Annotated in this window: 26 protein-coding genes; 16 read left to right on the plus strand and 10 right to left on the minus strand. The window is 55.2% G+C overall.

Features of this window, described 5'->3' with window-relative positions; all coding sequences use genetic code 11:
- Positions 1 to 194: 194 nt before the first annotated feature.
- From IM317_RS16215 to tusE, 6 genes are all read left to right on the plus strand, one after another.
- Positions 195 to 914: a fimbrial protein gene (locus tag IM317_RS16215; RefSeq protein WP_223998189.1), complete on the plus strand. Its 720-nt coding sequence runs from the start codon at positions 195 to 197 to the stop codon at positions 912 to 914.
- Positions 915 to 989: 75 nt separating this feature from the next.
- Entirely contained in the window at positions 990 to 1496 is a 507-nt protein-coding gene (locus tag IM317_RS16220) for a CS1 type fimbrial major subunit (RefSeq protein ID WP_021240847.1), read from the plus strand.
- 72 nt (positions 1497 to 1568) lie between these two features.
- Positions 1569 to 4286 (plus strand): TcfC E-set like domain-containing protein, encoded by a 2718-nt coding sequence (locus tag IM317_RS16225; protein WP_033145132.1) that lies wholly within the window; start codon positions 1569 to 1571, stop codon positions 4284 to 4286.
- A 1-nt stretch (position 4287) separates the two neighbouring features.
- A complete protein-coding gene (locus IM317_RS16230) occupies positions 4288 to 5445 on the plus strand; it encodes a CfaE/CblD family pilus tip adhesin (RefSeq protein WP_033145131.1) in 1158 nt (385 codons plus the stop codon).
- A gap of 10 nt (positions 5446 to 5455) precedes the next feature.
- Complete coding sequence (locus IM317_RS16235; RefSeq protein WP_033145130.1) at positions 5456 to 6007, plus strand: LuxR C-terminal-related transcriptional regulator; 552 nt, start codon at positions 5456 to 5458, stop codon at positions 6005 to 6007.
- Between the two features lie 69 nt (positions 6008 to 6076).
- A complete protein-coding gene (gene tusE / locus IM317_RS16240; RefSeq protein WP_008499913.1) occupies positions 6077 to 6406 on the plus strand; it encodes a sulfurtransferase TusE in 330 nt (109 codons plus the stop codon).
- Here tusE and yccX read toward each other — a convergent pair.
- Genes yccX through IM317_RS16255 form a run of 3 tightly spaced genes read right to left on the minus strand, consistent with a single transcriptional unit; the run spans position 6403 to position 8052 of the window.
- The gene (yccX, locus tag IM317_RS16245; RefSeq protein ID WP_033145129.1) at positions 6403 to 6684 is read right to left on the minus strand and encodes an acylphosphatase; all 282 of its coding nucleotides are present in this window, start codon (positions 6682 to 6684) and stop codon (positions 6403 to 6405) included. The two genes, tusE and yccX, sit on opposite strands and share 4 nt — an antisense overlap.
- An 11-nt stretch (positions 6685 to 6695) precedes the next feature.
- Positions 6696 to 7484 carry an AraC family transcriptional regulator gene (locus IM317_RS16250; protein WP_033145128.1) on the minus strand — a complete coding sequence of 263 codons (789 nt, stop codon included), beginning with the start codon at positions 7482 to 7484 and terminating at the stop codon, positions 6696 to 6698.
- Positions 7485 to 7494: 10 nt separating this feature from the next.
- Complete coding sequence (locus IM317_RS16255) at positions 7495 to 8052, minus strand: kinase inhibitor (protein WP_033145127.1); 558 nt, start codon at positions 8050 to 8052, stop codon at positions 7495 to 7497.
- 173 nt (positions 8053 to 8225) lie between these two features.
- On the opposite strand from IM317_RS16255, the gene rlmI reads away from it, so the two are divergent.
- Both rlmI and hspQ read left to right on the plus strand, forming a co-directional pair.
- Positions 8226 to 9416, plus strand: a complete 1191-nt coding sequence (gene rlmI / locus IM317_RS16260; protein WP_032658151.1) for a 23S rRNA (cytosine(1962)-C(5))-methyltransferase RlmI — start codon at positions 8226 to 8228, stop codon at positions 9414 to 9416.
- Positions 9417 to 9476: 60 nt separating this feature from the next.
- A complete protein-coding gene (gene hspQ, locus IM317_RS16265) occupies positions 9477 to 9794 on the plus strand; it encodes a heat shock protein HspQ (RefSeq protein ID WP_008499919.1) in 318 nt (105 codons plus the stop codon).
- A 36-nt stretch (positions 9795 to 9830) separates the two neighbouring features.
- Here hspQ and IM317_RS16270 read toward each other — a convergent pair whose 3' ends face one another.
- On the minus strand, positions 9831 to 10244 hold the full coding sequence (locus IM317_RS16270) for a CoA-binding protein (protein WP_028012609.1): 414 nt from the start codon (positions 10242 to 10244) through the stop codon (positions 9831 to 9833).
- A gap of 173 nt (positions 10245 to 10417) precedes the next feature.
- On the opposite strand from IM317_RS16270, the gene IM317_RS16275 reads away from it, so the two are divergent.
- A complete protein-coding gene (locus IM317_RS16275; RefSeq protein WP_033145125.1) occupies positions 10418 to 11080 on the plus strand; it encodes a DUF2057 family protein in 663 nt (220 codons plus the stop codon).
- Positions 11081 to 11160: 80 nt separating this feature from the next.
- A complete protein-coding gene (mgsA, locus tag IM317_RS16280) occupies positions 11161 to 11619 on the plus strand; it encodes a methylglyoxal synthase (protein WP_033145124.1) in 459 nt (152 codons plus the stop codon).
- A 57-nt stretch (positions 11620 to 11676) separates the two neighbouring features.
- Here the strand turns inward: mgsA and helD are convergent, their stop codons facing one another.
- Positions 11677 to 13731, minus strand: a complete 2055-nt coding sequence (gene helD, locus IM317_RS16285) for a DNA helicase IV (RefSeq protein ID WP_033145123.1) — start codon at positions 13729 to 13731, stop codon at positions 11677 to 11679.
- 123 nt (positions 13732 to 13854) lie between these two features.
- Here helD and IM317_RS16290 point away from each other — a divergent pair, with 123 nt between their 5' ends.
- Together IM317_RS16290 and yccS are read left to right on the plus strand one after the other, a co-directional pair.
- On the plus strand, positions 13855 to 14301 hold the full coding sequence (locus IM317_RS16290; protein ID WP_023311032.1) for a YccF domain-containing protein: 447 nt from the start codon (positions 13855 to 13857) through the stop codon (positions 14299 to 14301).
- A 19-nt stretch (positions 14302 to 14320) separates the two neighbouring features.
- Complete coding sequence (gene yccS / locus IM317_RS16295; protein ID WP_033145122.1) at positions 14321 to 16483, plus strand: YccS family putative transporter; 2163 nt, start codon at positions 14321 to 14323, stop codon at positions 16481 to 16483.
- Here the strand turns inward: yccS and IM317_RS16300 are convergent.
- Positions 16440 to 17066, minus strand: a complete 627-nt coding sequence (locus IM317_RS16300) for a TfoX/Sxy family DNA transformation protein (protein ID WP_033145121.1) — start codon at positions 17064 to 17066, stop codon at positions 16440 to 16442. The genes yccS and IM317_RS16300 overlap by 44 nt on opposite strands.
- A 217-nt stretch (positions 17067 to 17283) precedes the next feature.
- Between IM317_RS16300 and sulA the strand changes: the two genes are divergently transcribed.
- Together sulA and ompA are read left to right on the plus strand one after the other, a co-directional pair.
- Positions 17284 to 17793, plus strand: a complete 510-nt coding sequence (sulA, locus tag IM317_RS16305) for an SOS-induced cell division inhibitor SulA (protein ID WP_033145120.1) — start codon at positions 17284 to 17286, stop codon at positions 17791 to 17793.
- Positions 17794 to 18147: 354 nt separating this feature from the next.
- Positions 18148 to 19203, plus strand: coding sequence for a porin OmpA (gene ompA / locus IM317_RS16310; RefSeq protein WP_023311028.1), 1056 nt, complete (start codon positions 18148 to 18150; stop codon positions 19201 to 19203).
- 63 nt (positions 19204 to 19266) lie between these two features.
- Here the strand turns inward: ompA and matP are convergent, their stop codons facing one another.
- Positions 19267 to 19719, minus strand: a complete 453-nt coding sequence (gene matP, locus IM317_RS16315; RefSeq protein WP_032658161.1) for a macrodomain Ter protein MatP — start codon at positions 19717 to 19719, stop codon at positions 19267 to 19269.
- 186 nt (positions 19720 to 19905) lie between these two features.
- Here matP and IM317_RS16320 point away from each other — a divergent pair, with 186 nt between their 5' ends.
- Positions 19906 to 21666: a Lon protease family protein gene (locus tag IM317_RS16320; protein ID WP_033145119.1), complete on the plus strand. Its 1761-nt coding sequence runs from the start codon at positions 19906 to 19908 to the stop codon at positions 21664 to 21666.
- Positions 21667 to 21734: 68 nt separating this feature from the next.
- Entirely contained in the window at positions 21735 to 22253 is a 519-nt protein-coding gene (gene fabA, locus IM317_RS16325) for a 3-hydroxyacyl-[acyl-carrier-protein] dehydratase FabA (protein WP_008499931.1), read from the plus strand.
- 72 nt (positions 22254 to 22325) lie between these two features.
- Here fabA and rmf read toward each other — a convergent pair whose 3' ends face one another.
- From rmf to pqiB, 3 genes are all read right to left on the minus strand, one after another.
- Complete coding sequence (gene rmf, locus IM317_RS16330) at positions 22326 to 22493, minus strand: ribosome modulation factor (protein WP_013097261.1); 168 nt, start codon at positions 22491 to 22493, stop codon at positions 22326 to 22328.
- 255 nt (positions 22494 to 22748) lie between these two features.
- Positions 22749 to 23315, minus strand: coding sequence for a membrane integrity-associated transporter subunit PqiC (pqiC, locus tag IM317_RS16335; RefSeq protein ID WP_033145118.1), 567 nt, complete (start codon positions 23313 to 23315; stop codon positions 22749 to 22751).
- Complete coding sequence (gene pqiB / locus IM317_RS16340) at positions 23312 to 24952, minus strand: intermembrane transport protein PqiB (protein ID WP_033145117.1); 1641 nt, start codon at positions 24950 to 24952, stop codon at positions 23312 to 23314. Before pqiB ends, pqiC begins: the two co-directional genes overlap by 4 nt.
- Between the last annotated feature and the right edge of the window lie 3 nt (positions 24953 to 24955).

Raw genomic sequence — 24955 nt, forward strand, 5'->3', positions numbered from 1 at the left:
ACCTTAAAGACAGAAAAGCAGGATAAAAACCTGTATTTAACGAGTTAATTAATACAAATTTTCACAAACCGCTGTTCTGGTTAAAGTTTCCCTGCCCTGAAGCAATACGAAAGCAGACGGTGTCCTGGTGTTAACGCGCCGCCGATGAACTCAGAGCAGGCAGACTGAATGTGAAACAGAAAAATAGAGTGAACATGACAACCGCCTTTTATGTCGCCGCGCTGTCATTGCCATTTTTCTCAGAAATGGCAATGGCCAATATGAGCGTGTACCCCATGGAACTGAATGTGGACAGGTCCGGTGCGGCGCAAATTAAGGTAGCGTCGAAAACGGATGATATTCAGTTCATTCGGGTGAGGCAAAAGAAAATTCTTAATCCCGGCACGGCCCAGGAAAAAGAGATTGATGTGGCCTCGTGGAAAGAAGGCGGCGTTGTTGTCACGCCCGAAAAATTTGCCCTCGCGGCAGGCGCCATGCGCGTCGTTCGTCTGGTATCGCTTACGCCACCGGAAAAAGAGACCACCTGGCGCGTCTATTTTGAAGGGGTAAAGCAGCCTGACAGCATTATTCCCGGCAAGGCAGAAAGCCCGGCTGCGACGGCGACATTGGGCGTCAATGTGATCTGGGGCGCCCTGATCCACCTCGCCCCGGAAAAAAGTGCGGTTTCACTCTCGATAGACCCTCGCAGGGGCACGTTAAAAAACAACGGTACGCTGCGCGTGCCGCTGAGAGAGATCGGTATTTGTGACGCAGATTCGTCGTGTAAATGGGTTAAAGAAGACGCGACGATTTATCCGGATACCGAACGGAAATTAAAAACGCTCACAAATACACAAGGCCAGAAATATAAATTCCGCTACTTCAACTGGGTGAATAAAACCGCTGAAGAAGCTGATTTACCCGTCGTGCAATAACACGACGTTACCGTAAAGACCCCAAAGGGTTTGTTTAAAGAGCCAGGGTGCTCATTTGTAAATATGGAGATATCAATGCGTAAGTACTTTAAACCTCTGATGATTGTTGCCGCGATGACCACGTCCGTTAGCGCGCTGGCGATCCAAAAAGATATTACCGTCAACGCCAGCGTTGATTCACAGCTGGACATGACCCAGGCCGATAACACGCCGCTGCCGGCAAGCATCGATATGCAGTATCTGCCTGGCCGCGGTCTGGAAAGCTATCGCCTGAATACCAAGGTGTGGTCTAACTCCGCCACCAGCAACGTGAAAGTCCGTCTGGTAAGCGCCGCGAAGCTGGCAAATGCCGACGGTGCTGAGACCATCCCAATGACGGTGAAGCTGGGCGACAAAACCCTCTCTACCGCCGATGTGGAATATACCGGTACCGAACTGTTCCCGGGAAGCATTGAAAACGGTTCAGCGGTACTGCCGCTGACCATTTCTCAGACCACCAAAGGCATTCTGAAAACCGGTCAGTACAGCGGCGTTGTCAGCCTGATGCTGACGCAGGCGACTACCACGGAAGGCGGTGCGTAACACCACAGCACCTAAGGAATAACGTCAGAGGGTGCCCACCCTCTGACGTCAGGATGATGTCGAGGCTCGTTCATGGCGTTTCACAGAAATACTCTCCTCTTTGTTGCTTTGTTACCCGCATCCATCCAACTCGCCTGCGCCGGGATGGCCGTCCCGGCAGGTTTTGAAGATCTGGCGAAAACGCAGCGCCTGTGGACAGAGGTCAACCTCTACGGCGAGTCGCTTGGACTTTTTGAAACGGATATCACGCTTGAAACGGTCAGTTTTGTCGCACCTGAAACCGTGGTTGCGGCCATCAAACGTCGGTTTAACGACGACCCTGCTCTCGTTGGCACCGTGTCTGCCGCGCTGGCCGTTCCGCTTGCCCGTAACGGCAACCTGGCCTGCAGCAGCAACGGCTCCGCAGCGGGCTGCGATTACATTGATACCGACCGCGCGGCCATTATCTATGACGAGAATAACGCCCGCATTAGCCTGTTTTTGGACAAGAAATATCTGCCTAAAGCTACCGCGGAAAATCAGTGGTATCAGCCCACGCAGGACACCGAAAATGCGCTGATCCATCAGCAGAATATTAATTTTGTTGCCGACAGGGATTATCAGTCAGCCACCGTACAGGGCAATGGCGCGCTGGCGCTCACGCAGGACGGCTATGTTAACCTCGACTGGACCTGGCTGGGACAGCGTTCAAGGCGCCAGCAGCAACAGGAAATCACCGTCAACAACGCCTGGTTCCGCCAGGATATCCTGCGTCAGTACTATGTCCAGCTGGGCGAGATGGATACCCGCGATCTGTTCAGTAATGCCGGCGGGAATATCAACCTCAGCCAGCTGCCGCTGGGCAAAATTCGCGGTCTGCGCACGGGTTCAACAAGAGCGTGGATGAATCCGGCTCAGCAGTCAAAGGGAACGCCTGTCACCGTACTGCTTTCCCATGACGCGCGTATCGACGCCCGCCGTGGCAATCAGCTGCTGGCCAGCTTTTATCTGAATGCCGGGGCGCAAACCCTCGACACGCGATCGTTTCCGGACGGGAGCTACACCGTCACGCTGTCGGTCTATGAAAATAACCGGCTGACGCGTACCGAGCAGGTGCCGTTTACCCGAACCGGCATTACGCCATTTGACCGCGTCGAGTGGTTCCTGCAGGCGGGTGAAACCGACAATAGCGATCGGAACGAAGAACGCAGCGCGGTTGCGCAGGCGGGTGTGCGCCTGCCCGTCACCCCGACCCTGGCGCTGACCAGCGGAGCAACGATAAAGAAAAACCAGCGTTTCCTGGAAAATGCGCTCGACTGGAGCCGGGGCTTCAACGCGGGCCCGATCGACGGCGTGCTCAGTACCCGGTTTAGCTACCTTTATGGCAGCGAAGGCCAGCGCGGCAATATTCAGCAAATCAGCTACAACGACGGTTTTTCACTGAGCCTCTATCGTAACGCGCTATCAGCGGAAAACTGCAACACCCGAAGCGCGGGGTTTGACGCCGTGAACGGCTGCTATCGCACCCTCTCGGTGATGTTTTCCGTCCCTGTCGGCGCCTGGTATGCGAGCCTCGGATATTCGGATAACCGCAACGAAGGACGGTACGTTTCACGTCGGGAGCTCCCGGACAGCGACGACCGCCACGATGCGGGTTTGCCGTGGGAATCGGTCTATATGACCCGCTCGCGCTCGCGCGCCTGGCAGGGAGGGCTGAGCAATGCCTTTAGCACCCGAGGCCTCAACATTAACAGCAGCATTAACCTGTTCATGCGTCACGATGACGCCCGCGCCGGCAGGGACAAAGGCGGCTACCTGAGCGTGAGCCTGTCCATGGCGCATAACCGTCAGGGTGATGCGTCGAGCTATACCTCTCTGGGCGCGACCTGGCAGCACCAGCAGCGTGAAAAAAATCAGCTGAGCTACAACGTGGCGCATAACTGGTACGCCGATGCACGCGGCGAAAACGAGTATGGTCTGAGCGCGTCGGGCATTAACAGCGACTCGCTGAATACCTCAGCCTATACGCGCCAGGGCGGGCGATACGGCAACGGCAGCCTGACCGTCAGCGACGCCTGGGATCGTCAGGACAGGCGCCATACGCTGAGCAGCAGCGGCAACTACAGCTCGACCCTTGCGCTGTCGCGTTCTGGCCTGTGGCTGGGACGCTGGAGCGACGGTCGTCCTGCTTCCGCCGTCGCGGTTAACGTTGCCACACCGGAAGATACCCAGGCTCCGAGCGTTGCCGTGTCGCTGGATAACAGCGGGAGCGCAGACATTCCGGGCAATAGCCGCGCCCTCTTCGCAGTGCCGGGCTACCAGCAGACAACGTTGACGATTAACGAATCGCTGGACGTATCCCGGGGAGCCAGCAGTGAGATCACGCAAGGTTCAGGCAGCAGAACGCTGTTTATGGTGCCTGGCAAACTGCTGCGTCGGGATGTGCAAACCACCGCAAGCTACACCTGGCTCGGCCAGTTAACCGACGAGCGTCATTCGCCGTTTATCGGTGGCGTGCCGCTGAACGTTAACGGCTGGAGCGATCTTGGCAACGGCGGATTCAGCGCCCAGAGCGATGCCCTGCTGCATAACCTCTACCTGGTGCGCCAGCAGCAGTTTTATCAGTGCGAACTCAACGTGAAAAGTATGCGCGACGTGGTGCGCTATGTCGGCTCAATTCCTTGCCGGGAGTTAACCTTCTCCGCCCTGCCGGATGCCGTCCAGCAGCAGGCGCAGCTGATGCTCGCCGGACGATCGGTACCTGCCAGTCCAACTGCCATGAACGCCGACAACCTCATTAAAGGGAAATGATGTGATTAAGTGCTTCTTTATATTACTGTTCTTAAGCCTGTGGACAGGCCAGGCGCTGGCGGGCGCCCCTGCGGGACGAAACACCAGCGTTGGGATCAGCTTCGATCGTACGGCACCGCCTGCGCGTTTCGATATCTGGTTTCATGAATCGGGCGGCTATGACCTCGCCGACCCGCAAAAGTGGGGACGTAATACCCTGACCTGTGAGTCCCGAACTGATACCACGAACGGGGCCTGCATGAACTCACCGGTCTGGTTCTCAGCTAACCCGGCCGCGCCCTATGCCATCAATTTACGTTTCACGCATGCCCTCACCAGCAAGACGGTGGATATCAAGGTATATGGCGATCACTACATGTTTATCAACAATAAAGTCTTTATCTTCGCCAGTTTTGTCACAGGGGGAACGGGCGATCTCAGCGCCTGGAACAGAGAACCCTATTTCGATTTCTATATTGTGAAAAGCGAACTGGATAAGCTCGCCCTGCCGGGGATCTGGACCGCAACGCTGAAGCAGAACCTGCGTCAATGGGGGAGCGCCGACTGTGGCGGAAACTTCAATGACGTAAACGTCGGATGCCCTGGCTACCTCACCATCGCCAGGTGGCAGGCAAACATTCGCATTGAGGTGGTCGATCCGGGTAATCAGCAGATTTATCTGCCGGCCTTTCCGCACTCAACGCCCGTCGTTAACCTCAACCTGACCAACTTCCCGGGGCGGCCCGGGGGCAGTGAGATCCAGGGTGAAAATTCGCTGGATATGTGCCTTTACGACGGCAAAAACAGTACCAGCACCCGCGCCTATCTTCGCTTTGAGGATGACGGACTCCCCTCAGCGGATCGTGCCGAAGGCGCGTTTTCAATCAGGCGACGCGGCGGTAGCCAGACCGATGCGCGGGATCGTCTCGATTATCGGGTCTCCGTCACCAACCCAATCACAGGCGCAACCGAAAGCGTCGCGAACGGTAAAACCCTGGTCTGGCAAGGCACAAACGATCCGCAGCATCTGCGTCAGGTCGTGCTGCCCGGCGGACGCGAGAGCGTATTGTGCATCCCTGCCCCTATTATCCTGAAAACCCCCGCGTTTGCCGCCAGCAGCAAAAACGCGGGCGACTATACCGGCACGCTGCGCGTTATCTATACGCCCAGCACGTTATAACGAGGTCACCGTGAGTTACGCCATTCTCGACAATAATCGATTTTACGCCGAAGGGTTGCGCTACGCGCTGCTGCGTCGGGGCGTTCAGCCAGAGGTCCAAAGCGACACCGTGCAATGGCAGCCAGCGCTGCTTACCCGCCGCGTGGTTGTCGTACGCTGCCGTTTTTCCGTGGCGGGTACGCATCAGGCATTGATAAACATTTTGCTCAGACTGGAAGCCGCCCGCTGGCAAGGCAGCCTGTATCTGGTCTGCAATGAAAAGGGGTGGGCGCTGGCGACGCATTTACGCAAGCGTTTCAGTACGTTGACCCTTTATATCATCGATGACCGGATCGCCGTCGCTGATGCGGCATATTTGCTGGCAAAAGAGCCTCGCCGCGTCCGAAGTCTTGACTGCTGTCTTACCGGCCTTGAATTCAACGTGCTCGATCTGATGCTTACCGGCTTGCCGGTACGCCACATTGCCATCGTGACGCGTATGTCTGAGAAACAGGTTTCAACCCATAAATGCAGCGCGCTGAAAAAGCTTAATGCCAACAATCTGCTGCAACTGCTCCTGTAGGGCACGGCTTATCCTTCGGCGGCTTTTTTGCTACACTGTCGCCGTTTTTTTCACAGACGACAGAAGATTATGTTCATTTTTGCAGGCCAGGAAATTGAGACCGATAGCGAAGGCTATCTGAAAGATACGACGCTCTGGAGCGAGCCGCTGGCGGAGAAAATTGCGGAAAACGAAGGGATTACCCTCTCCCCCGAACACTGGGAAGTGGTGCGTTTTGTTCGCGAGTTCTATCTTGAATTCAACACCTCTCCGGCGATCCGCATGCTGGTCAAAGCCATGGCCAATAAGTTCGGCGAAGAGAAAGGCAACAGCCGCTATCTGTATCGTCTGTTCCCGAAAGGCCCGGCAAAACAGGCCACCAAAATTGCCGGCCTGCCTAAGCCGGTGAAGTGTATTTAATACCGAATCCCGAAGTTTACGTATTCGCGCCCGGGTTGATGCGGTTCCGTTAAGACCTTATCAACCCGTGCGCTGCGCGGCCCGCCCGCTTTCAGCCACGCCACCAGCTTGTCGACCTGCTCCGCTTCGCCGCAGGCGACCACCTCAACGCTGCCGTCGTCCCTATTTCGCGCGTATCCCGTGAGCCCAAGCTCAACCGCTTCGCGCTGGGTGCTGTAGCGGAACCCCACGCCCTGAACAACGCCGTGAACCCAGGCAATGGTGCAGACTTTTGACATTTTTCTTCTCCTTAACGTAGCGTTTTCGGCAAACAGCCATAGTGCTGCCGGAAACGGGCGGTGAAACGAGAGCTGGAAAGATACCCACATTGTAATGCGATTTCGCCAATTGGTAATCGGGTTGACTGGAGCTGTGACAAAGCAACGGCCATCCTCACCTCCTCCACGATCTGGCGAAAACTCTGCGACTCTTCACGTAAGCGTCTGCGCAGCGTCGGCACGCTTAAGGCCAGACGGCTGGCGACATCCTGCGCGGTCCAGGCTCTGGAGGGCGACAGCATAATGAACTGCCGCACCTGCTCGGTCAGGTTACTGTTGCGCTCAACAAGCAGCGGACCCGCCACGCCATCGTGCAGCAGGGCCAGCAAAAGGCCGAAAGCCTGATGCTTTTGTAGCGCCTCCGGTAAATCCTGACGCACGGCGTGCAGCAGATTGTCCCACATAAACGCCAATCCCTCGCTCAGCGGGGCGCAGAGCGAATGCAGCGTCGTGCGCGGCCAGGATTTCAGGTAATGCGCCTTAAACTCGGCGACGATCTCCGGGGATAACATCAGCAAATCCGAGTGAAACAGACCGTTTACAGGCTGATTGATAATCTCCATCGCCGTATTGGCCGGGATAATGATGAGCTCATCCCGTGTCGCCTCCAGGCGGTTATCATCCTGAACTATCACCTTAGTGCCGTGAGTGATATGACAAATAGCCGGAAAAAAGAGCTTAACCTGGTGCAGGCGATGCATTTTGCTGGCAGTCACTTCACCCGCGGTAAGATGGTTATGTCGAAAATGAAACTCCTGCACCCTGCCATCCTTATCTGCTGTAGGTTGCTGTTAACTGAGCCTTTGCCAGAACGTGACTATTGAGCATAAAACCGACCAGCGCACCGCTGGCATTGTTGTCGACGGGCAGTTTATCCACGTCCAGGGCCCAGACGGTAATCTGATAGCGGTGAGGCTTGTCCCCTTCGGGTGGACATGCGCCGCCGAATCCAGAATAGCCGAAATCATTACGCCCCTGCACAACGCCGGCAGGTAATTTCTCGCCGTTTGGGTTACCGGCATCAGCGGGCAGCGTCATTGTCTTCGCCGGAATATTGGCTACGGTCCAGTGCCACCAGCCGCTTCCGGTAGGCGCATCCGGGTCATATACCGTGACGGCAAAACTTTTCGTACCGGCAGGCGGATTTTTCCATGCCAGCTGTGGAGAGATATTCCCACCGTGGCAGCCAAACCCCTCAAATACCTGCTGTTGCGCCAGTCGCCTTTCGCCGGAAATATCCCGGCTGGTGACGTCGAAAGGCGTTGTTGCTAAAACCTGAAAACTCATCGCCGTCAGAGCGGCTATTGCTATCACACTGCGCTTTTTCATGGGTGCTTCCTCTGCTGTACCGGAAGCCCCACTCTAAACCCAGCTGCAATATCGTAATGTGCCTAAGCGATTTGATTTTGTGCCGAAACGCTCAACGGTATCCGCAGATGATTGCGCCTTGCTGAATGTGGTAATCTACGCGCCATTTCCTGAAATCGACAGAACAGCAAATTATGAGTGTACGTTTAGTGTTAGCCAAAGGGCGCGAGAAATCATTACTGCGCCGTCATCCCTGGGTCTTTTCCGGCGCGGTTGCCCGTATGGAAGGCAAAGCCAGCCTCGGTGAAACCATTGATATCGTTGACCATCAGGGGAAATGGTTAGCGCGAGGCGCCTACTCGCCAGCGTCCCAGATCCGCGCTCGCGTCTGGACGTTTGATAAAGATGAAACCATCGACATCGACTTCTTCGTTCGCCGTCTGCAGCAGGCGCAGCAGTGGCGCGACTGGCTGGCAAAACGCGACGGGCTGGACAGCTACCGCCTGATTGCCGGTGAGTCCGACGGCCTGCCTGGCGTGACCATCGATCGCTTCGGTAACTTCCTGGTGCTGCAGCTCCTGAGCGCCGGAGCGGAATACCAGCGTGCCGCGCTGATCAGCGCGCTGCAAACGCTGTTCCCGGAATGCGCCATTTACGACCGCAGCGATGTGGCGGTGCGCAAAAAAGAAGGCATGGAGCTGACTCAGGGGCCCGTAACGGGCGAACTGCCACCGGCCCTGCTGCCGATTGAAGAGCACGGCATGAAGCTGCTGGTGGATATTCAGGGCGGGCACAAAACGGGTTACTACCTCGACCAGCGCGACAGCCGTCTGGCTACGCGTCAGTACGTTGCCGACAAACGCGTGCTGAACTGCTTCTCCTATACCGGCGGTTTTGCCGTTTCGGCGCTGATGGGCGGCTGTGCTCAGGTGGTGAGCGTGGACACGTCGCAGGAAGCGCTGGACGTGGCAAAACAGAACGTCGAGCTCAACAAGCTGGACTTGAGCAAAGCGGAGTTTGTGCGCGATGACGTGTTCAAGCTGCTGCGTAAATATCGCGATCAGGGCGAGAAGTTCGACGTTATCGTGATGGATCCGCCGAAGTTTGTGGAAAACAAAAGCCAGCTGATGGGCGCGTGCCGCGGGTATAAAGATATCAACATGCTGGCTATCCAGCTGCTGAATCCGGGCGGGGTTCTGCTCACCTTCTCCTGCTCCGGCCTGATGACCACAGATTTATTTCAGAAAATCATCGCCGATGCCGCAATAGATGCTGGTCGTGATGTACAATTTATAGAGCAGTTCCGTCAGGCAGCCGATCACCCCGTGATTGCTACCTACCCGGAAGGACTGTATCTGAAAGGGTTTGCCTGTCGCGTCATGTAACTTGAAAAGAGAAATATTGCCCGCACATAACGTGTAAGTAGTGTTTCCCGGGAGGTGACTATGATTGCCAGCAAATTCGGTATCGGCCAGCAGGTCCGCCACACTTTGCTAGGGTATTTGGGTGTGGTCGTGGATATCGACCCGGAGTATTCCCTTGATGAACCGTCAGCAGACGAGCTGGCGGTGAACGCAGAGCTTCGCGCCGCGCCCTGGTACCATGTGGTAATGGAAGGTGATGATGGACAACCCGTTCACACCTATCTGGCCGAAGCGCAGCTGAGTAGCGAGCTGCAGGAAGAGCATCCGGAGCAACCCACAATGGATGAACTTGCTCAGACTATCCGCAAACAGTTACAGGCTCCGCGCCTGCGGAACTAAGCGTGTAAAAAAAGCCCGATAACGGGCTTTTTTTTATTACTTCGCCAGCCCCAGACGGGGGATGTCGATCGCCGGACAGCGATCCATGACGACCTTCAACCCCGCATCCCGCGCCAGCACGGCGGCCTGCTCGTTAATCACGCCCAGCTGCATCCACAGCGTTTTCGCCCCTACGGCGATAGCGTCCTGCGCCACTTCCCACGCTGCCTCGGAATTACGGAAGACATCGACCATATCGATTTTTTCCGGCACGTCCGCGAGCGTGGCGTAACCCTGCTGACCCAGCAATGTTTTCCCCGCCACTTTTGGTGAGACCGGGATAACGTGATAGCCCTGATCGAGAAGGTATTTCATCACCCGATAGCTGGGACGATCGGGTTTATCGCTCGCGCCCACCAGCGCAATGGTACGCGTGGATGTCAGAATCTCGGCAATATCGTTCTCTTTCATGGTTTTTCTCCTGGCTTTTTTAAAAGTGTACGCCAAACCGCACATCTCAACCATCCATCCCATACAGATGCATGAGGGCAAAACGGCGAAATATGTCTATATGTTAGTAAACGTGATTATCGAAAAATTTAGATACATTAATGCGGCGACAGGATTTCTGACGGGAGCCTTCTATGAAAACCGGTATTGCCACTGCCCTGATTGCGTTAGTGATGCCGGTCTGCGTTTTTGCTACCACGCTCCGGCTCTCTACCGACATTGATCTTCTTGTACTGGACGGAAAAAAGGTCTCCAGCTCGTTATTGCGCGGTGCAGACAGCATCGAGTTAGATAACGGGCCGCATCAGCTGGTCTTTCGGGTAGAAAAGTCGATCGGTCTGGCTAATCACGAGCAACGGATGTACATCTCCCCGCCTCTGATCGTCAGCTTTAATACCCGGCAAATCAGTCAGGTGAACATCACCCTGCCTCGCCTTGAAACGGAGAAGGAATCTGCGGCCTTCGACGCTTCACCCCGCGTTGAACTGCTGGACGGGAATGCGATGCCGATTCCGGTGAAGCTGGATATTCTGGCGTTAACGACCTCGCCGAAAGGCCCGGATTACGAGGCCGCGACCCAGACCTATAACAAAGCGGGAAAACGCGCATCGCTTCCGCAGTTTGCCACCATGATGGCGGATGACAGTACGCTTTTATCCGGCGTCTCTGAACTGGACGTTATTCCTCCCCAGTCCCAGACCCTGACGGAACAGCGCCTTAAATTCTGGTTCCAGCAGGCCGATCCCGACACGCGGGCCCGGTTTTTACAATGGGCAAAACAACAACCTTCATCATAAGCCACATTTTTTACGCCTTTCTCTTGCAGCGTCAGACGGTTCCCGTCATCGTGTAGTCAGTTAACCTGATGGATATGATTATGGAACTGACAACACGCACGCTGCCTGAGCGCAAACACATTGCTCTTGTGGCGCACGATCACTGTAAACAAATGCTGCTTAACTGGGTTCGCCGCCATCAGCCTTCGCTGGAAAAGCACGCCCTGTCGGCGACCGGCACAACCGGTAACCTGATCCAGCGCGAAACGGGTCTGCAGGTGAATGCCATGCTGAGTGGGCCGATGGGCGGCGATCAGCAGGTCGGCGCGCAGATTTCCGAAGGGAAAATTGATGTGCTGATCTTCTTCTGGGACCCGCTGAACGCGGTTCCGCACGATCCGGATGTTAAAGCGCTGCTGCGCCTGGCGACGGTGTGGAATATTCCGGTGGCGACAAACCTGTCGACGGCGGATTTCATCATCGAATCGCCGCAGTTTAACTCGCCGGTTGATATCCTTATTCCGGACTATCAGCGTTATCTTTCCGACAGACTGAAGTAGCTTTTTTGCCGGGTGGCGGCTATGCCTTACCCGGCTACAAAATCTTGCCTGACATCGTTATGGCTTACGCGCCACCGGCACATCAATACTCTTCAGGATATCGACAAACACGGATGGCTCCTCTTTATTGAACAGCAGCCACACGCGATGCCGCGCGCGGGTGATGGCCACATACAGCAAACGCCGCTCTTCGGCATCCGGGAAGTCTTCCGGCACCGGCAGCAGGGCCTCTTCCATCACCGACTCGCGGGCCGGGGCCGGGAAACCGTCGCTGCCCTCTTTCAGCCCCACCACAATCACATAGTCAGCCTGCTGCCCTTTGCTGGCGTGAATTGTCATAAATTCAAGCTGCAGTTTCGGCCAGCGGGTGGCGGCTTTTTCCAGCGCCGCGGGCTTAAGGTGATGGTAGCGGGCCAGCACCAGAATACGTTCATCGGGCTTCGCGTAGCCGCTGAGCTTGTCCAGCAGCGGCTCCAGCTGGTCATCCGCCAGCAGGGTGACCGCTTTTTTATCCCCTGGGCGCAGGCTATTGAGTGGCTTGGCCAGCTGATGCGGGTTCTGCTGGATAAAGCGGTTGGCGATCTCACCAATGCGTGAATTGAAGCGGTAGGTGGTGTCCAGATCGCTGCGATCCCCTTCGCCAAAATAGTGGTGGAACGCGGTCGTCAGGGAGAGCTGCGCCCCGCTGAAGCGATAGATGGCCTGCCAGTCGTCACCCACCGCAAACAGCGACGTATGTTTATTTTGCGCCCGTAGCGCCGAGAGTAGTGCAGCACGCTGCGGAGAGATATCCTGGAACTCATCCACCAGAATGTGTTTCCACGGGCTGACAAAACGTCCCTTCTCAAGAATGATGATGGCCTGATGGATTAAACCGGAGAAATCGACGGCATTTTCCTCTTTCAGCGCGGTTTTCCAGGCTTTCAGCAGCGGAGCCATCAGCTTGACCCGTTTCGAGAACAGATCGCGAATCGCCTCCGGCGCGCTTTCAATCATCTCTGCCTGCGTTCCACCGTGCATTCGCATCAGGCTGACCCAGCGGTCAAGTCGCGAACCCAGCCGACGCGCCAGTTTGTCATCCTGCCAGAAGCTGCCCTCTGGCACCTCCCAGCCGAGCTCCTCCTCCAGCCACTGACGCCACCCTTTCGCCTGCGCCTTTTTCTCACTGCACTGCTGGCGCCACGTTTTGATGAACAGCGCCTGACGCGCCTGCGCGTCGTTTTCCAGCTTACTGATGGAAGGCACTTTTTTACTGCCCTGCTGAATAATATGCAGCGCAAGGGCATGGAAGGTTCTGGCCGTGATATCCCGCGTGTGCAGACGTTCCTGGATACGTTCGTCCATCTCCTGGGCAGCCTTGCGGCCAAAGGCCAGAAGCAGTATTTGATCGGCTACCGCTTCTCCGGTCGTCAGCAGCCAGCCGGCACGCGCCACCAGCACCGACGTTTTACCGCTACCGGCCCCCGCCAGCACCAGCAGCGACTGCTCGCCGTTGACCACCGCGCGCGCCTGGGCCGGATTGAGCGGTGAAGACTCCACCGTACTAAAAAAGTCGGCGTATTGGGTGAGCATGGCGTCCGTCCAGGCCTGGTTATGGGCGAGACGGCTTTTATCCTTATCATTCAGCCACGCCTGACACTGGCGCCAGGCGTCGCGACAGTTGTCAAACTCGTCGAGACGCGTCACGGAGAGCGGCAGCGCCGAGAGTGCCTGTCGGATCTTTTGCTGCAGCCCGGCGGTCTGCTGACGGGTCAGCCACGCGTGCTGTGCGTTGCTCTGCGCGATATCGTCCAGCACCTGCTGCAGCACCTGGGCGGCAATTACGCTCATATCCTGGCTCCACTGCTGCCAGAGTGCGTTCAGGTGATGATGGAAACGCTGGGTTTCCGACCACTCGGTGCCGTGAAGACGCACGACTTTATCGTCAGGCAGAACGAACTCCAGCTCGCCCCACACCAGCCCGCGCTTACAGTGGATAGCCAGAAGCTGATTAAACGGAATAAGGTATTCGTGGCGTTCCCCGGAGACTTTCACCCCGGCATTAAGGAGAACCACCCTGTCGTAAGGGTGTTGCGCCAGGCGTTTGCCTAACGAGGTTGCTTTCAGTTCCATGTTCCGCCAAATCCACGAAGAGATAATTTACCTGACAGTTTAACTGCCAGTTTTAAGGTGCTCCAGCCTAAAAAAACGTTACAATCATTGGGCGTTAATTTTATCGAAAGGAAGTGAGGGTTTATGCGTACCGTTCTGAATGTGTTGAATTTTGTGCTGGGCGGTTTTGCCACCACCCTTTCCTGGCTTTTCGCCACGCTGGTGAGCATCGTCCTGATTTTCACGCTTCCCCTGACCCGTTCCTGCTGGGAGATCACAAAACTCTCCTTAATCCCCTACGGAAATGAAGCTATCCACGTTGACGAGCTCAATCCGGAGAGCAAAAACGCCCTGATGAATACGGGCGGAACCCTGCTGAACATTCTGTGGCTGATTTTCTTCGGCTGGTGGCTGTGCATCATGCATATTTTTGCCGGTATTGCACAGTGCATCACGATTATTGGTATTCCGGTGGGGATAGCGAACTTTAAGATCGCCGCTATCGCCCTTTGGCCCGTTGGTCGCAGGGTTGTTCCGGTAGAAGTGGCCCAGGCGGCGCGTGAAGCAAACGCGCGTCGTCGTTTTCAGTAAATAAGGACCGGCCGCGTTTATGCTAAGCCCACTGCTTCGCCGTTATACCTGGAACAGCACCTGGCTATACAACGTCAGGATATTTATCGCGCTTTGCGGCACGGTTGCACTGCCCTGGTGGCTGAATGATGTCAAGCTCACCATTCCGCTTACGCTGGGGGTAGTGGCCGGGGCGCTGGCGGACCTGGACGATCGTCTGGCCGGGCGCTTACGTAACCTGGTCATTACGCTCGTCTGCTTTTTCATTGCGTCAGCGTCCGTTGAGCTGCTTTTCCCGTGGCCCTGGCTGTTTGCCCTGGGCCTTACGCTCTCAACCAGCGGGTTTATTTTGCTGGGCGGCCTCGGGCAGCGCTATGCCACCATCGCGTTTGGTGCATTGCTGATCGCTATCTACACCATGCTGGGCGTTTCCCTCTATGACCAGTGGTACCAGCAGCCGGTTCTCCTGCTGCTGGGCGCCATCTGGTATAACCTGCTGACGCTAACCGGTCATCTGATCTTCCCGGTTCGCCCGCTGCAGGATAACCTTGCCCGCAGCTTTGAGCAGTTAGCCCACTATCTGGAACTGAAATCCCGGCTGTTCGACCCGGATATCGAGGAAGAAAGCCAGGCTCCGCTCTACGATCTGGCGCTGGCAAATGGCCAGCTGGTCGCCACCCTTAACCAGACAAAAGCCTCTCTGCTTACCCGTCTGCGCGGCGATCGCGGTCAGCGCGGAACGCGAAGGACCTTACACTACTATTTTGCCGCCCAGGACATTCACGAACGTGCCAGCTCCTCGCACGTTCAATACGCGGCCCTGCGCGAGAAGTTCCGCTACAGCGACGTGATGTTCCGCTTCCAGCGCCTGCTGTCCATGCAGTCTCAGGCGTGTCAGCAGCTCTCGCGCTCCATTCTGCTGCGTACGCCCTATCAGCATGACCCCCGCTTTGAACGCGTATTCAGCCATCTTGATGCGGCGCTCGACCGCGTTCAGGCCAGCGGAACGTCACCGGAGCACATCAAAGCGCTGGGCTTTCTGCTGAACAACCTGCGGGCGATTGATGCTCAGCTGGCGACCATTGAGTCCGAACAGGCGATGGCGCTGCCGGGCAGTGAGGTGGAAAATCAGCTTGCTGATGACAGCGTGCACAGCGTTAGCGATATGTGGCTACGGCTGAGCCGTAACTTTACGCCGGAGTCGGCTCTCTTTCGCCACGCGGTAAGAATGTCGCTGGTGCTGTGCGTGGGGTATGCCTTTATCCAGATAACCGGGCTGCACCACGGCTACTGGATCCTGCTGACCAGCCTGTTCGTCTGCCAGCCAAACTATAACGCCACCCGACACCGTCTTGCGCTGCGTATTATCGGCACGCTGGTCGGCGTCGCGATCGGCCTTCCGGTGCTCTATTTCGTGCCCTCCGTTGAAGGTCAACTGATTCTGATTGTGATCACCGGCGTGCTGTTCTTCGCGTTTCGCAACGTGCAGTACGCGCACGCCACCATGTTCATCACGCTGCTGGTGCTGCTCTGCTTTAACCTGCTGGGTGAAGGGTTTGAAGTTGCCCTGCCCCGCGTGATCGATACCCTGATTGGCTGTGCGATTGCCTGGGCTGCCGTCAGCTTTATCTGGCCGGACTGGCGTTTCCGCAATTTGCCGCGCGTGGTAGACAGGGCAATGAACGCCAACTGTCGATACCTTGACGCAATCCTGGAGCAGTACCACCAGGGGCGCGATAACCGCCTGGCTTACCGGATAGCCCGTCGCGACGCGCACAACAGTGATGCAGAACTGGCCTCCGTTGTCTCTAACATGTCAACGGAGCCTCGCGCCACGGCGGAGATTCGTGAGACTGCGTTCCGCCTGCTCTGCCTGAACCATACGTTCACCAGCTATATTTCGACGCTGGGTGCCCACCGTGAGAAACTCACCAACCCGGGCATTCTCAACCTGCTCGATGACGCCGTCTGCTACGTTGATGACGCACTTCATCACCGACCGGCCGATGAGCCGCGCGTTCAACAGGCCCTGGATGAACTGGCTCAACGCATTGCGCATCTTGACCCAGGAAACGACAGCAAAGCGCCGCTGGTTCTTCAGCAAATAGGCCTGCTTATCGCTCTGCTGCCTGAAATTTGCCGGCTGCAACAGCAAATCGCTACCTGGAGGAGTGATTCTCCTGTGGCTCAGGCAGCGCATTAAACCACTCCGTCAGCTCCCGGCGAATGCCTGCCGGGAGTGCCGCCTCATGCAGCCCCTCGATAGCCCCTTCCAGCGCGAAGAGAACTTTAATACCGAGCGCTTTGTTTTTTGCCCGCATCTTCAGCCAGCTCGCTCTGGCACCCAGCGCCCGCAGCGTTTCCTCATTGGTGATGCCAGCTTCAAAGAGCAAGACTTCAAGCTGAAAGGTCAGGTTTGGCAGATCCTTGAGTCGGTTTCGTTGATGGCGCTGATAGCGCTCTTTTCTTGCCGCACTGAGCGCAAACGAGGAGAGCTGAAGCAACCGCTCCCTGTCCTGCCATAATCCGTCATCCACACGATAATAGTTGAGCAGCACAGGGCGGCCTCGCTTCATCAACGTCAAAAAAGAGGAGGCATTTTTTACACAGTATTTCGCACTCTCCTCACAGGCGCGAAGATAAAGCTCTCCGTCTGACACCATGGCAAAAACCGCATCATCCACCGCCAGGGTATAGCCTCCAAACAGCGCACGATGATGAATCTCGCCCAACGGGGAGAGGTATTCCTGGGATTTATAAATCCGTTCATAAGATATCTTTTTCATGATATTTCCCTTCAAAATCATAAAGTAACAACGAAATTTCTTACTAGCGGATCCGTTAGCAGGAAAATAGGCAACTTATTGCCGATGAGCAAGATGATTTTTCGAGGGACATCAACATTGAATGAATTTTGCGAGTCGCTTTCCGAAAATGAGGTTGATCTTTATGCATACAGGGGTTACTGTATATCCATACAGTAACTACAGGGCTGGAATGAATATGCACACTTCAGGCTATGCAAATCGCTCAACCTCTCTCTCTTCTACCGCAGGCAATGTCGCGCAGAATTCCGTCGAGCGTGTTTCCACGGGGCTAATCAGTGAAGTGGTTTATCGTGAAGACCAGCCCCTGTTGACGCAACTTCTGTTGTTGCCGTTATTACAACAGCTTGGTCAGCAATCGCGCTGGCAGCTTTGGCTCACGCCTCAGCAAAAACTGAGCCGTGAATGGGTTCAGTCCGCAGGCCTTCCGCTTACTAAGGTCATGCAAATTAATCAGCTCCCGCCGTGCGATACCGTTGAGTCGATGATCCGCGCGTTACGCACCGGAAATTACAGCGTGGTGATTGGATGGTTACCGGAAGAATTGACGGAAGAGGAACATTTCCGTCTGACTGAAGCAGCCGAAGAAGGGAATGCGATCGGGTTCATTATGCGTCCGGTTCGATCGGATTCTTACCGCAGAGGACAACTTTCTGGGCTAAAAATTCACTCAAATTTGTATCATTGAGTGAAATTAAGATTTTTCCTGGAATTTTTTTTGACCACAAGATGGCATTAAAGTTCCCGGTCTGAAAATTGCGGCAAGGCTTGTCTGGTGCGGTTCTCCTTAATTTTATTGCACAAAATTCGTTCGAAAAATGTTAAATAATCGGTATACGGAACTTTTTTTTTCATATGCCTGACGGACTTCACACTTGTAAGTTTTCAGCTACGTTGTAGACTTTACATCGCCAGGGGTGCTCGGCCTAAGCCGAAGATATCGGTAGATTTATATTTGACCACGCCCCCCGGTGAAGGATTTAACCGTGATTCTCTCCTGAGACTTTCATGGCGAATTTTGGATGATAACGAGGCGCAAAAAATGAAAAAGACAGCTATCGCGATTGCAGTGGCACTGGCTGGCTTCGCTACCGTAGCGCAGGCCGCTCCGAAAGATAATACCTGGTATGCAGGTGGTAAACTGGGCTGGTCTCAGTTCCATGACACCGGCTGGTACAACAGCAGCCTGAACAATGATGGCCCAACTCACGAGAGCCAGCTTGGTGCAGGTGCGTTCGGTGGCTATCAGGTTAACCCGTATGTTGGTTTTGAAATGGGTTACGACTGGTTAGGTCGTATGCCATACAAAGGCGACACCATTAACGGCGCTTTCAAAGCACAGGGCGTTCAGCTGACCGCTAAACTGGGCTACCCAATCACTGACGATCTGGACGTGTACACCCGTCTGGGCGGCATGGTATGGCGCGCAGATTCCAGCAACAACATCTCTGGTGACAACCATGACACCGGTGTTTCCCCAGTATTCGCTGGTGGCGTTGAGTGGGCTATGACCCGTGACATCGCTACCCGTCTGGAATACCAGTGGGTTAACAACATCGGCGACGGCAACACCGTTGGTGTTCGTCCAGACAACGGCATGCTGAGCGTAGGTGTTTCCTACCGTTTCGGCCAGCAGGAAGAAGCAGCTCCAGTTGTTGCTCCAGCGCCGGCTCCAGCTCCAGAAGTACAGACCAAGCACTTCACTCTGAAGTCTGACGTTCTGTTCAACTTCAACAAAGCGACTCTGAAACCAGAAGGCCAGCAGGCACTGGATCAGCTGTACACCCAGCTGAGCAACCTGGATCCTAAAGACGGTTCCGTAGTGGTTCTGGGCTTCACCGACCGTATCGGTTCTGACGCTTACAACCAGAAACTGTCTGAGAAACGTGCTCAGTCTGTTGTTGATTACCTGATCTCTAAAGGTATCCCAGCTAACAAGATCTCCCCACGTGGTATGGGCGAATCTAACCCAGTTACTGGCAACACCTGTGACAACGTGAAAGCTCGCGCTGCACTGATCGACTGCCTGGCTCCAGATCGTCGCGTAGAGATCGAAGTTAAAGGCATCAAAGACGTTGTAACTCAGCCAGCGGCATAAGTTATCGTCTTATAAAAAAACCCCGCCATGCGGGGTTTTTTATTGTCTGAAGAAAAGAAAAATCTATTTTTTACCCAACAGAGCCTGAAGGTCGTTCTTCAGCGTCGACATCTGGTTGGCGTACTTCTCTTTATGTTCGGCATCCTCAATCAGCTGCACGATGGTTTCCGACAGCGTTTTGCCCCGTCGTTGTGCCAGCCCAGCCAGGCGTTGCCAGACAACGAACTCCAGGTCGATTGATTTTTTGCGAGTGTGCTGATGCTCAGCATTAAAATGCCGTTTGCGTCGCGCGCGGATAGTTTGCTTCATCCGGTTTAACAACGCGGGATTGATGTGTTTCTCGATCCAGCCGTTAACCTGTACCGGTTCATTTTCGAGGGTCAGCAAAATATCCACGGCTTCTTGCGCAGCGCTGGCTTCGACGTAGCAGGTGATCAGCTCCCCTTCACGGTGCTTTTTGACCAGGTACTTCCATTTCCAGCCGCTTTCGAGATTTTCCAGTTGTTGATATTTCATTGCGATCTCAGTGTTACCACGTAACTCTGTTCAGAATATCAGTTTTTTAGCAATCTGCTGAAAAGAAATCATATCCTGTGAGTGAATGCAGCCAATCGCCCTGTCGAAATCCCCAATCCTGCTTGGGTACAGCCCCCCGCTTACGGTATACTCCACGCTTTTACATCTGACTAAAAAACATCAACTTTGACCATTACGAAACTTGCATGGCGTGACCTTGTTCCGGATACCGAAAGTTACCAGGAACTGTTTGCACAGCCCGAACTCGCAAAAGAACACGAATTCATCCTTAGCGATACGCAGCCTCGTTTGCATTATGCGCTGGAGCAGGTGTTAAGCCCATGGGCAACAGCGCCCTTCATGCTGCTCAAGGCCCCGGAAGAAGCGGAATACCTGACGCTGCTCGGTGATGCCGTGCGCCAGCTGAAGCCGGAAGCGAACGCAGTTTTTGGCGGCCAGTATCGTATTGCGGGACATGATGTCACTTTCGAACCAACGGCGCAGACCGATGGCCGTTTTGCCGTTAAAGGCGAAGTGATTACCGCTAACTGGGTCGAGGCGGAACAACTCTTTGGTTGTCTGCGCCAGTTTAACGGCGAACTTTCGCTGCAGCCGGGGCTGGTTCATCGCGCAAATGGCGGTGTTCTCATCATCTCACTGCGTACCCTGCTCTCGCAACCGCTGCTGTGGATGCGTCTGAAAACTATCGTCAACCAGCAGCGTTTCGACTGGGTCGGCTACGACGAGTCTCGTCCTCTGCCTGTCTCTGTTCCGTCTATGCCGCTGTCGCTGACCGTCGTGCTGACGGGCGACCGCGAATCGCTGGCGGATTTCCAGGAAATGGAGCCAGAACTCGCTGAGCAGGCGGTGTATAGCGAATACGAAGACAACATCCAGATTGCTGACGCCGACGATATGGCGCAGTGGTGCCAGTGGGTGATGGCCGTTGCTGAGCGTTTTGCGCTGCCAACCCCTGCGGCTGACGCGTGGCCGGGCTTAATCCGCGAAGCGGTACGCTACACCGGTGACCAGGAAACGCTGCCGCTTTGCCCGCTCTGGATCGGCAAACAGCTGCGTGAAGTGGGTGTGATTAGCGGTAACGGGACGTTCACCGGAGAACAGCTCACTCAGATGCTGGCTCAGCGTGAGTGGCGAGAAGGCTATCTTGCCGACCGTATGCAGGATGAAATTCTGCTGGAACAAATTCTGGTGGAAACCGAAGGCGAACGCGTCGGGCAGATCAACGCCCTGTCGGTGATTGAATTTCCTGGCCATCCGCGCGCATTCGGGGAACCGTCCCGTATCAGCTGCGTTGTGCACATTGGCGATGGCGAGTTCACCGATATTGAACGAAAAGCCGAGCTGGGCGGCAACATTCACGCGAAAGGCATGATGATCATGCAGGCGTTTTTGATGTCAGAGCTGCAGCTTGAGCAACAGATCCCCTTCTCCGCCTCGCTGACGTTTGAGCAGTCCTACAGCGAAGTGGATGGCGATAGCGCCTCTATGGCCGAGCTGTGCGCCTTAATCAGCGCCCTGGCGGAAGTGCCCATCAATCAGAACATCGCGATCACCGGTTCGGTGGACCAGTTCGGTCGTGCCCAGCCAGTGGGAGGCCTCAACGAGAAAATTGAAGGCTTCTTCTCTATCTGTCAGCAGCGCGGTTTAAACGGCAAACAGGGTGTGATTATTCCTGCTCCCAACGCACGCCATTTGAGCCTCAGCCAGGATATTCTGGATGCGGTTGAGCAAGAGCAATTCACCATCTGGGCCATCGAAGGGATTGAGGATGCGCTACCCTTACTGACAAATCTGGTTTGGGATGGCGAAGGGCAAACTACCCTGATGCAGACTATCCAGGAGCGCATAGCTCAGGCGACACAGCAGGATGCTCGTCATCGTTATCCATGGCCGTTACGCTGGCTGGGCTGGTTTAGTTCGAACTGATCGGACTTGTTCAGCGTACACGTGTTAGCTATCCTGCGTCCTTCACTAAAATAAGGCTTACTGAGAACATGGTAGATAAACGCGAATCCTATACAAAAGAAGATCTTCTTGCCTCTGGTCGCGGTGAACTGTTTGGCGCTAAAGGCCCACAGTTACCGGCCCCGAACATGCTGATGATGGACCGTGTCGTGAAAATGACCGAAACCGGCGGCAACTTCGATAAGGGTTACGTAGAAGCAGAACTCGATATCAACCCGGATCTGTGGTTCTTCGGTTGCCACTTTATTGGCGATCCGGTAATGCCTGGCTGTCTGGGCCTGGATGCCATGTGGCAGCTGGTTGGCTTCTATCTGGGCTGGCTGGGCGGCGAAGGTAAAGGTCGCGCGCTGGGCGTGGGCGAAGTAAAATTCACTGGCCAGGTTCTGCCTACAGCGAAGAAAGTGACCTATCGTATTCACTTCAAGCGCATCGTTAACCGCCGCCTGATTATGGGCCTGGCAGATGGCGAAGTGCTGGTCGACGGTCGTCTGATCTATAGCGCAAGCGACCTGAAAGTTGGCCTGTTCCAGGACACATCAGCTTTCTGATCGTGCTTTTGGCCCCCCCCAGAAAGGCGAAACCTCCGCATTGCGGAGGTTTCTTTTTTGAAAGAGACGTTATCAGGCTATGAGTGCCCTGTCGCCGATGGCTTCTCGCCAGCCTCCAAGCCATTGTGACCTTTGATTTATCGTCTGATAAGGACACATTTCTTTAGAACGTCCAGCGATGCCGGCCTGATAACCACGTTGATGAGCCCGTTCCAGGCGATCTCGTTTCTGTCTCTTCATGCCTCGTTTCCCTCATTCTTTTGTCTGGTGGAAAGAAAACAGTGTCTGCACTCAATGCACAGGCACAGATAACGAATACCCCGAATTAGTCGCATCGTCAATGTTCAAAATTCATACGGGTGTCATATTTGTGAGCTAGCCGGAAGTTCATTTGTACAAAAATTGTGACGTGGCACAAGTAACAAACTGAAGTGAAAACGAAAAAAAACCGCAATCAGCAACAGGCCAACTGCGGTTTTTGATGATGAATTTTACTTATGGCAGACGGGAAATTTCTCTCGCGATGCTGGCCGACTCCTGTGCCCAACCCTGAGCCAGGACTTTCACCATTTCGTCATAGCCATCTTTCTGCTGCTTCAGCTCCAGATGGAAAGGACGCTTAATCAGCTGCCCCTGATGGTTCAGCAACCACTCCCCGCTGATCACCACCGCACCGTCATAACGGCCGTGGAAGCCCGTAACCGTGACGTTAAGCGTATCCTGGTCGTTACCCAGCGGCTGCGACGCGACAACCCAGCCCGGAAGCTGGCTGCCCAGATTGGCCACCAGCGTGTTACGCAGCTGCTGATCCAGCGGGCTGGCCCACAGGTTGTTCGTCGCAATCACGTATTTAACGTCGCTGGTCTGATAGACCACGCCGTTTCCTGCCAGATAATCCGGCACGGCAACCTGCTCAACCCACAGCTGGCGGTTTCCCTGGCTGGCCGTGCTTTGTCCACCGCTGTGGGTAGACACAGGCAGCTGATAGTAGCTTTTATTATCTACCCCTGAACTGCACGCCGTTAACAGCAGAGCGCCAACCATCAATAGCCACTTTTTCATTCTTTTGCCCTCTTCGGCTCAGGATCCTTTTTATCTTTCGCTTCGAACACCAGCGCATTGCTCTTCTCGTTGAGCGTTTTCAGCACCGGCTGCAGTTCACGCAAGACCTGATCAAGACGCTGCATATCTGCCACCATCTTGTTGTACGCCGCTGAACCCGGCTGGAAGCCCTGCATACTGCGGTTCAGCTCACGCAGCGTTTTCTGCATATCCTGCGGCAGCTGCTGCATGCTCTGGCTCGCCGTGATCTTGTTGATGTTATCCAGCGTGGTTTGCAGGCGACGCATCGTTGCCTGGCTTTCGCTCAGAGAGTTCGTCGCCGCTTCAATCATCGGATTCAGTGGCAGATTGTTGATCTTATCCAGCGTTTCCATCAGACGCTGCTGGATCTGAGCCAGACCGCTGCTCACCGTTGGAATGATCTTGTAGCCACCAAATTCACGAATACCGGTAATCGGCGGTGCTTTCGGGTAGAAGTCCATATCCACATACAGCGCACCGGTCACCAGATTACCCGTCTTCAAGGAACCTCGCAGACCACGGTCCATCAGTTGACTGATATGGGTGGCAATATCCTGATTCTCGCCAATCTGGTTAAGCAGACGCTCCGGCTCGATGCGGATCAGCACCGGAATACGATAATCATCGTCCAGCATCTGGCTCAGGCCCGGTACAAAGAACGGAACTTGCCCAACCGTACCAAGACGAATACCGCGGAACTCAACGGGTGCGCCCGGCTGCAGACCGCGGACGGAATCCTTGAAGAACATCAGGAAGTCGATGTGGTCGGTATAGAGCGCGTCCTGAATGCTTCGCTGATCGTCAAAGAGTCTGAACGCCGTTTTCTCGGCAACCGGCTGCCCCAGATCCTGCCCTTCCGGCACATCAAAGCTCACCCCGCCGCCAAACAGCGTGGTTAAGGAACCCATTTCTACGCGCATCCCCGCCGACGTAAGATCGACCGCGATCCCGCTGTCCTTCCAGAAGCGAACGTTGCTGGTCACCAGACGATCGTTTGGCGCATTGATGAACAGCTGATAGCTGATGGTACGCTTTTGCGCATCGAAGGTGCTGGTTTCAACGGAACCGACGCGGTAGCCGCGGAACAGTACCGGGTCACCCGCCGTAAGCTGGCCTGCTTTTTTGCTGTCGAGGATCACGCGGATACCCTTGGCATCAGGCGGCGCAAGCGGCGGTGAGTCGAGAAGCTGATATTGCCCAGGCTGGCTGCCCTTCGTGCCGGGCTGCAGTTCAATATAGGCCCCGGAGAGCAGCGTCCCTAAGCCGCTGATCCCTTCGCGCCCCACCTGCGGTTTAACGACCCAGAAAACGGAATCGCCGTGCAGCAGTTTTTCCATGCCGGCATTAAGGCGCGCCTTAATTTCCACGTGGGTTAAATCGTCGGTCAGGGTTGCGCTTTCGACCACGCCCACGTCCACGCTACGGCTTTTGATGGTCGTTTTACCGCCCTCAATCCCCTCGGCATTGGTGGTTATCAGCGTGACTTCCGGTCCCTGATGGCTGTAATGATAAAACAGGATCCATGCACCGATCAGCGCGGTCACAATGGGGAAAATCCACACCGGCGACCAGTTTTTGACCTTCTGCACTTTCGCCTCTCCACTCTTATTTTCCATGCT

Source organism: Enterobacter cloacae complex sp. S3 (assembly GCF_014930495.1).
GTDB lineage: Bacteria > Pseudomonadota > Gammaproteobacteria > Enterobacterales > Enterobacteriaceae > Enterobacter > Enterobacter asburiae_B.

What these genes read in the sequence shown, in the direction of transcription:
- ompA (WP_023311028.1), top strand. Translation starts at nt 18,148, where the DNA reads ATGAAAAAGACAGCTATCGCGATTGCAGTGGCACTGGCTGGCTTCGCT.
- IM317_RS16225 (WP_033145132.1), top strand. Translation starts at nt 1,569, where the DNA reads ATGGCGTTTCACAGAAATACTCTCCTCTTTGTTGCTTTGTTACCCGCA.
- matP (WP_032658161.1), bottom strand. Translation starts at nt 19,719, where the DNA reads ATGAAATATCAACAACTGGAAAATCTCGAAAGCGGCTGGAAATGGAAG.
- IM317_RS16215 (WP_223998189.1), top strand. Translation starts at nt 195, where the DNA reads ATGACAACCGCCTTTTATGTCGCCGCGCTGTCATTGCCATTTTTCTCA.
- rmf (WP_013097261.1), bottom strand. Translation starts at nt 22,493, where the DNA reads ATGAAGAGACAGAAACGAGATCGCCTGGAACGGGCTCATCAACGTGGT.
- tusE (WP_008499913.1), top strand. Translation starts at nt 6,077, where the DNA reads ATGTTCATTTTTGCAGGCCAGGAAATTGAGACCGATAGCGAAGGCTAT.
- hspQ (WP_008499919.1), top strand. Translation starts at nt 9,477, where the DNA reads ATGATTGCCAGCAAATTCGGTATCGGCCAGCAGGTCCGCCACACTTTG.
- IM317_RS16220 (WP_021240847.1), top strand. Translation starts at nt 990, where the DNA reads ATGCGTAAGTACTTTAAACCTCTGATGATTGTTGCCGCGATGACCACG.
- yccS (WP_033145122.1), top strand. Translation starts at nt 14,321, where the DNA reads ATGCTAAGCCCACTGCTTCGCCGTTATACCTGGAACAGCACCTGGCTA.
- IM317_RS16290 (WP_023311032.1), top strand. Translation starts at nt 13,855, where the DNA reads ATGCGTACCGTTCTGAATGTGTTGAATTTTGTGCTGGGCGGTTTTGCC.
- IM317_RS16275 (WP_033145125.1), top strand. Translation starts at nt 10,418, where the DNA reads ATGAAAACCGGTATTGCCACTGCCCTGATTGCGTTAGTGATGCCGGTC.
- IM317_RS16300 (WP_033145121.1), bottom strand. Translation starts at nt 17,066, where the DNA reads ATGAAAAAGATATCTTATGAACGGATTTATAAATCCCAGGAATACCTC.
- pqiB (WP_033145117.1), bottom strand. Translation starts at nt 24,952, where the DNA reads ATGGAAAATAAGAGTGGAGAGGCGAAAGTGCAGAAGGTCAAAAACTGG.
- fabA (WP_008499931.1), top strand. Translation starts at nt 21,735, where the DNA reads ATGGTAGATAAACGCGAATCCTATACAAAAGAAGATCTTCTTGCCTCT.
- helD (WP_033145123.1), bottom strand. Translation starts at nt 13,731, where the DNA reads ATGGAACTGAAAGCAACCTCGTTAGGCAAACGCCTGGCGCAACACCCT.
- yccX (WP_033145129.1), bottom strand. Translation starts at nt 6,684, where the DNA reads ATGTCAAAAGTCTGCACCATTGCCTGGGTTCACGGCGTTGTTCAGGGC.
- rlmI (WP_032658151.1), top strand. Translation starts at nt 8,226, where the DNA reads ATGAGTGTACGTTTAGTGTTAGCCAAAGGGCGCGAGAAATCATTACTG.
- sulA (WP_033145120.1), top strand. Translation starts at nt 17,284, where the DNA reads ATGCACACTTCAGGCTATGCAAATCGCTCAACCTCTCTCTCTTCTACC.
- pqiC (WP_033145118.1), bottom strand. Translation starts at nt 23,315, where the DNA reads ATGAAAAAGTGGCTATTGATGGTTGGCGCTCTGCTGTTAACGGCGTGC.
- IM317_RS16270 (WP_028012609.1), bottom strand. Translation starts at nt 10,244, where the DNA reads ATGAAAGAGAACGATATTGCCGAGATTCTGACATCCACGCGTACCATT.
- mgsA (WP_033145124.1), top strand. Translation starts at nt 11,161, where the DNA reads ATGGAACTGACAACACGCACGCTGCCTGAGCGCAAACACATTGCTCTT.
- IM317_RS16255 (WP_033145127.1), bottom strand. Translation starts at nt 8,052, where the DNA reads ATGAAAAAGCGCAGTGTGATAGCAATAGCCGCTCTGACGGCGATGAGT.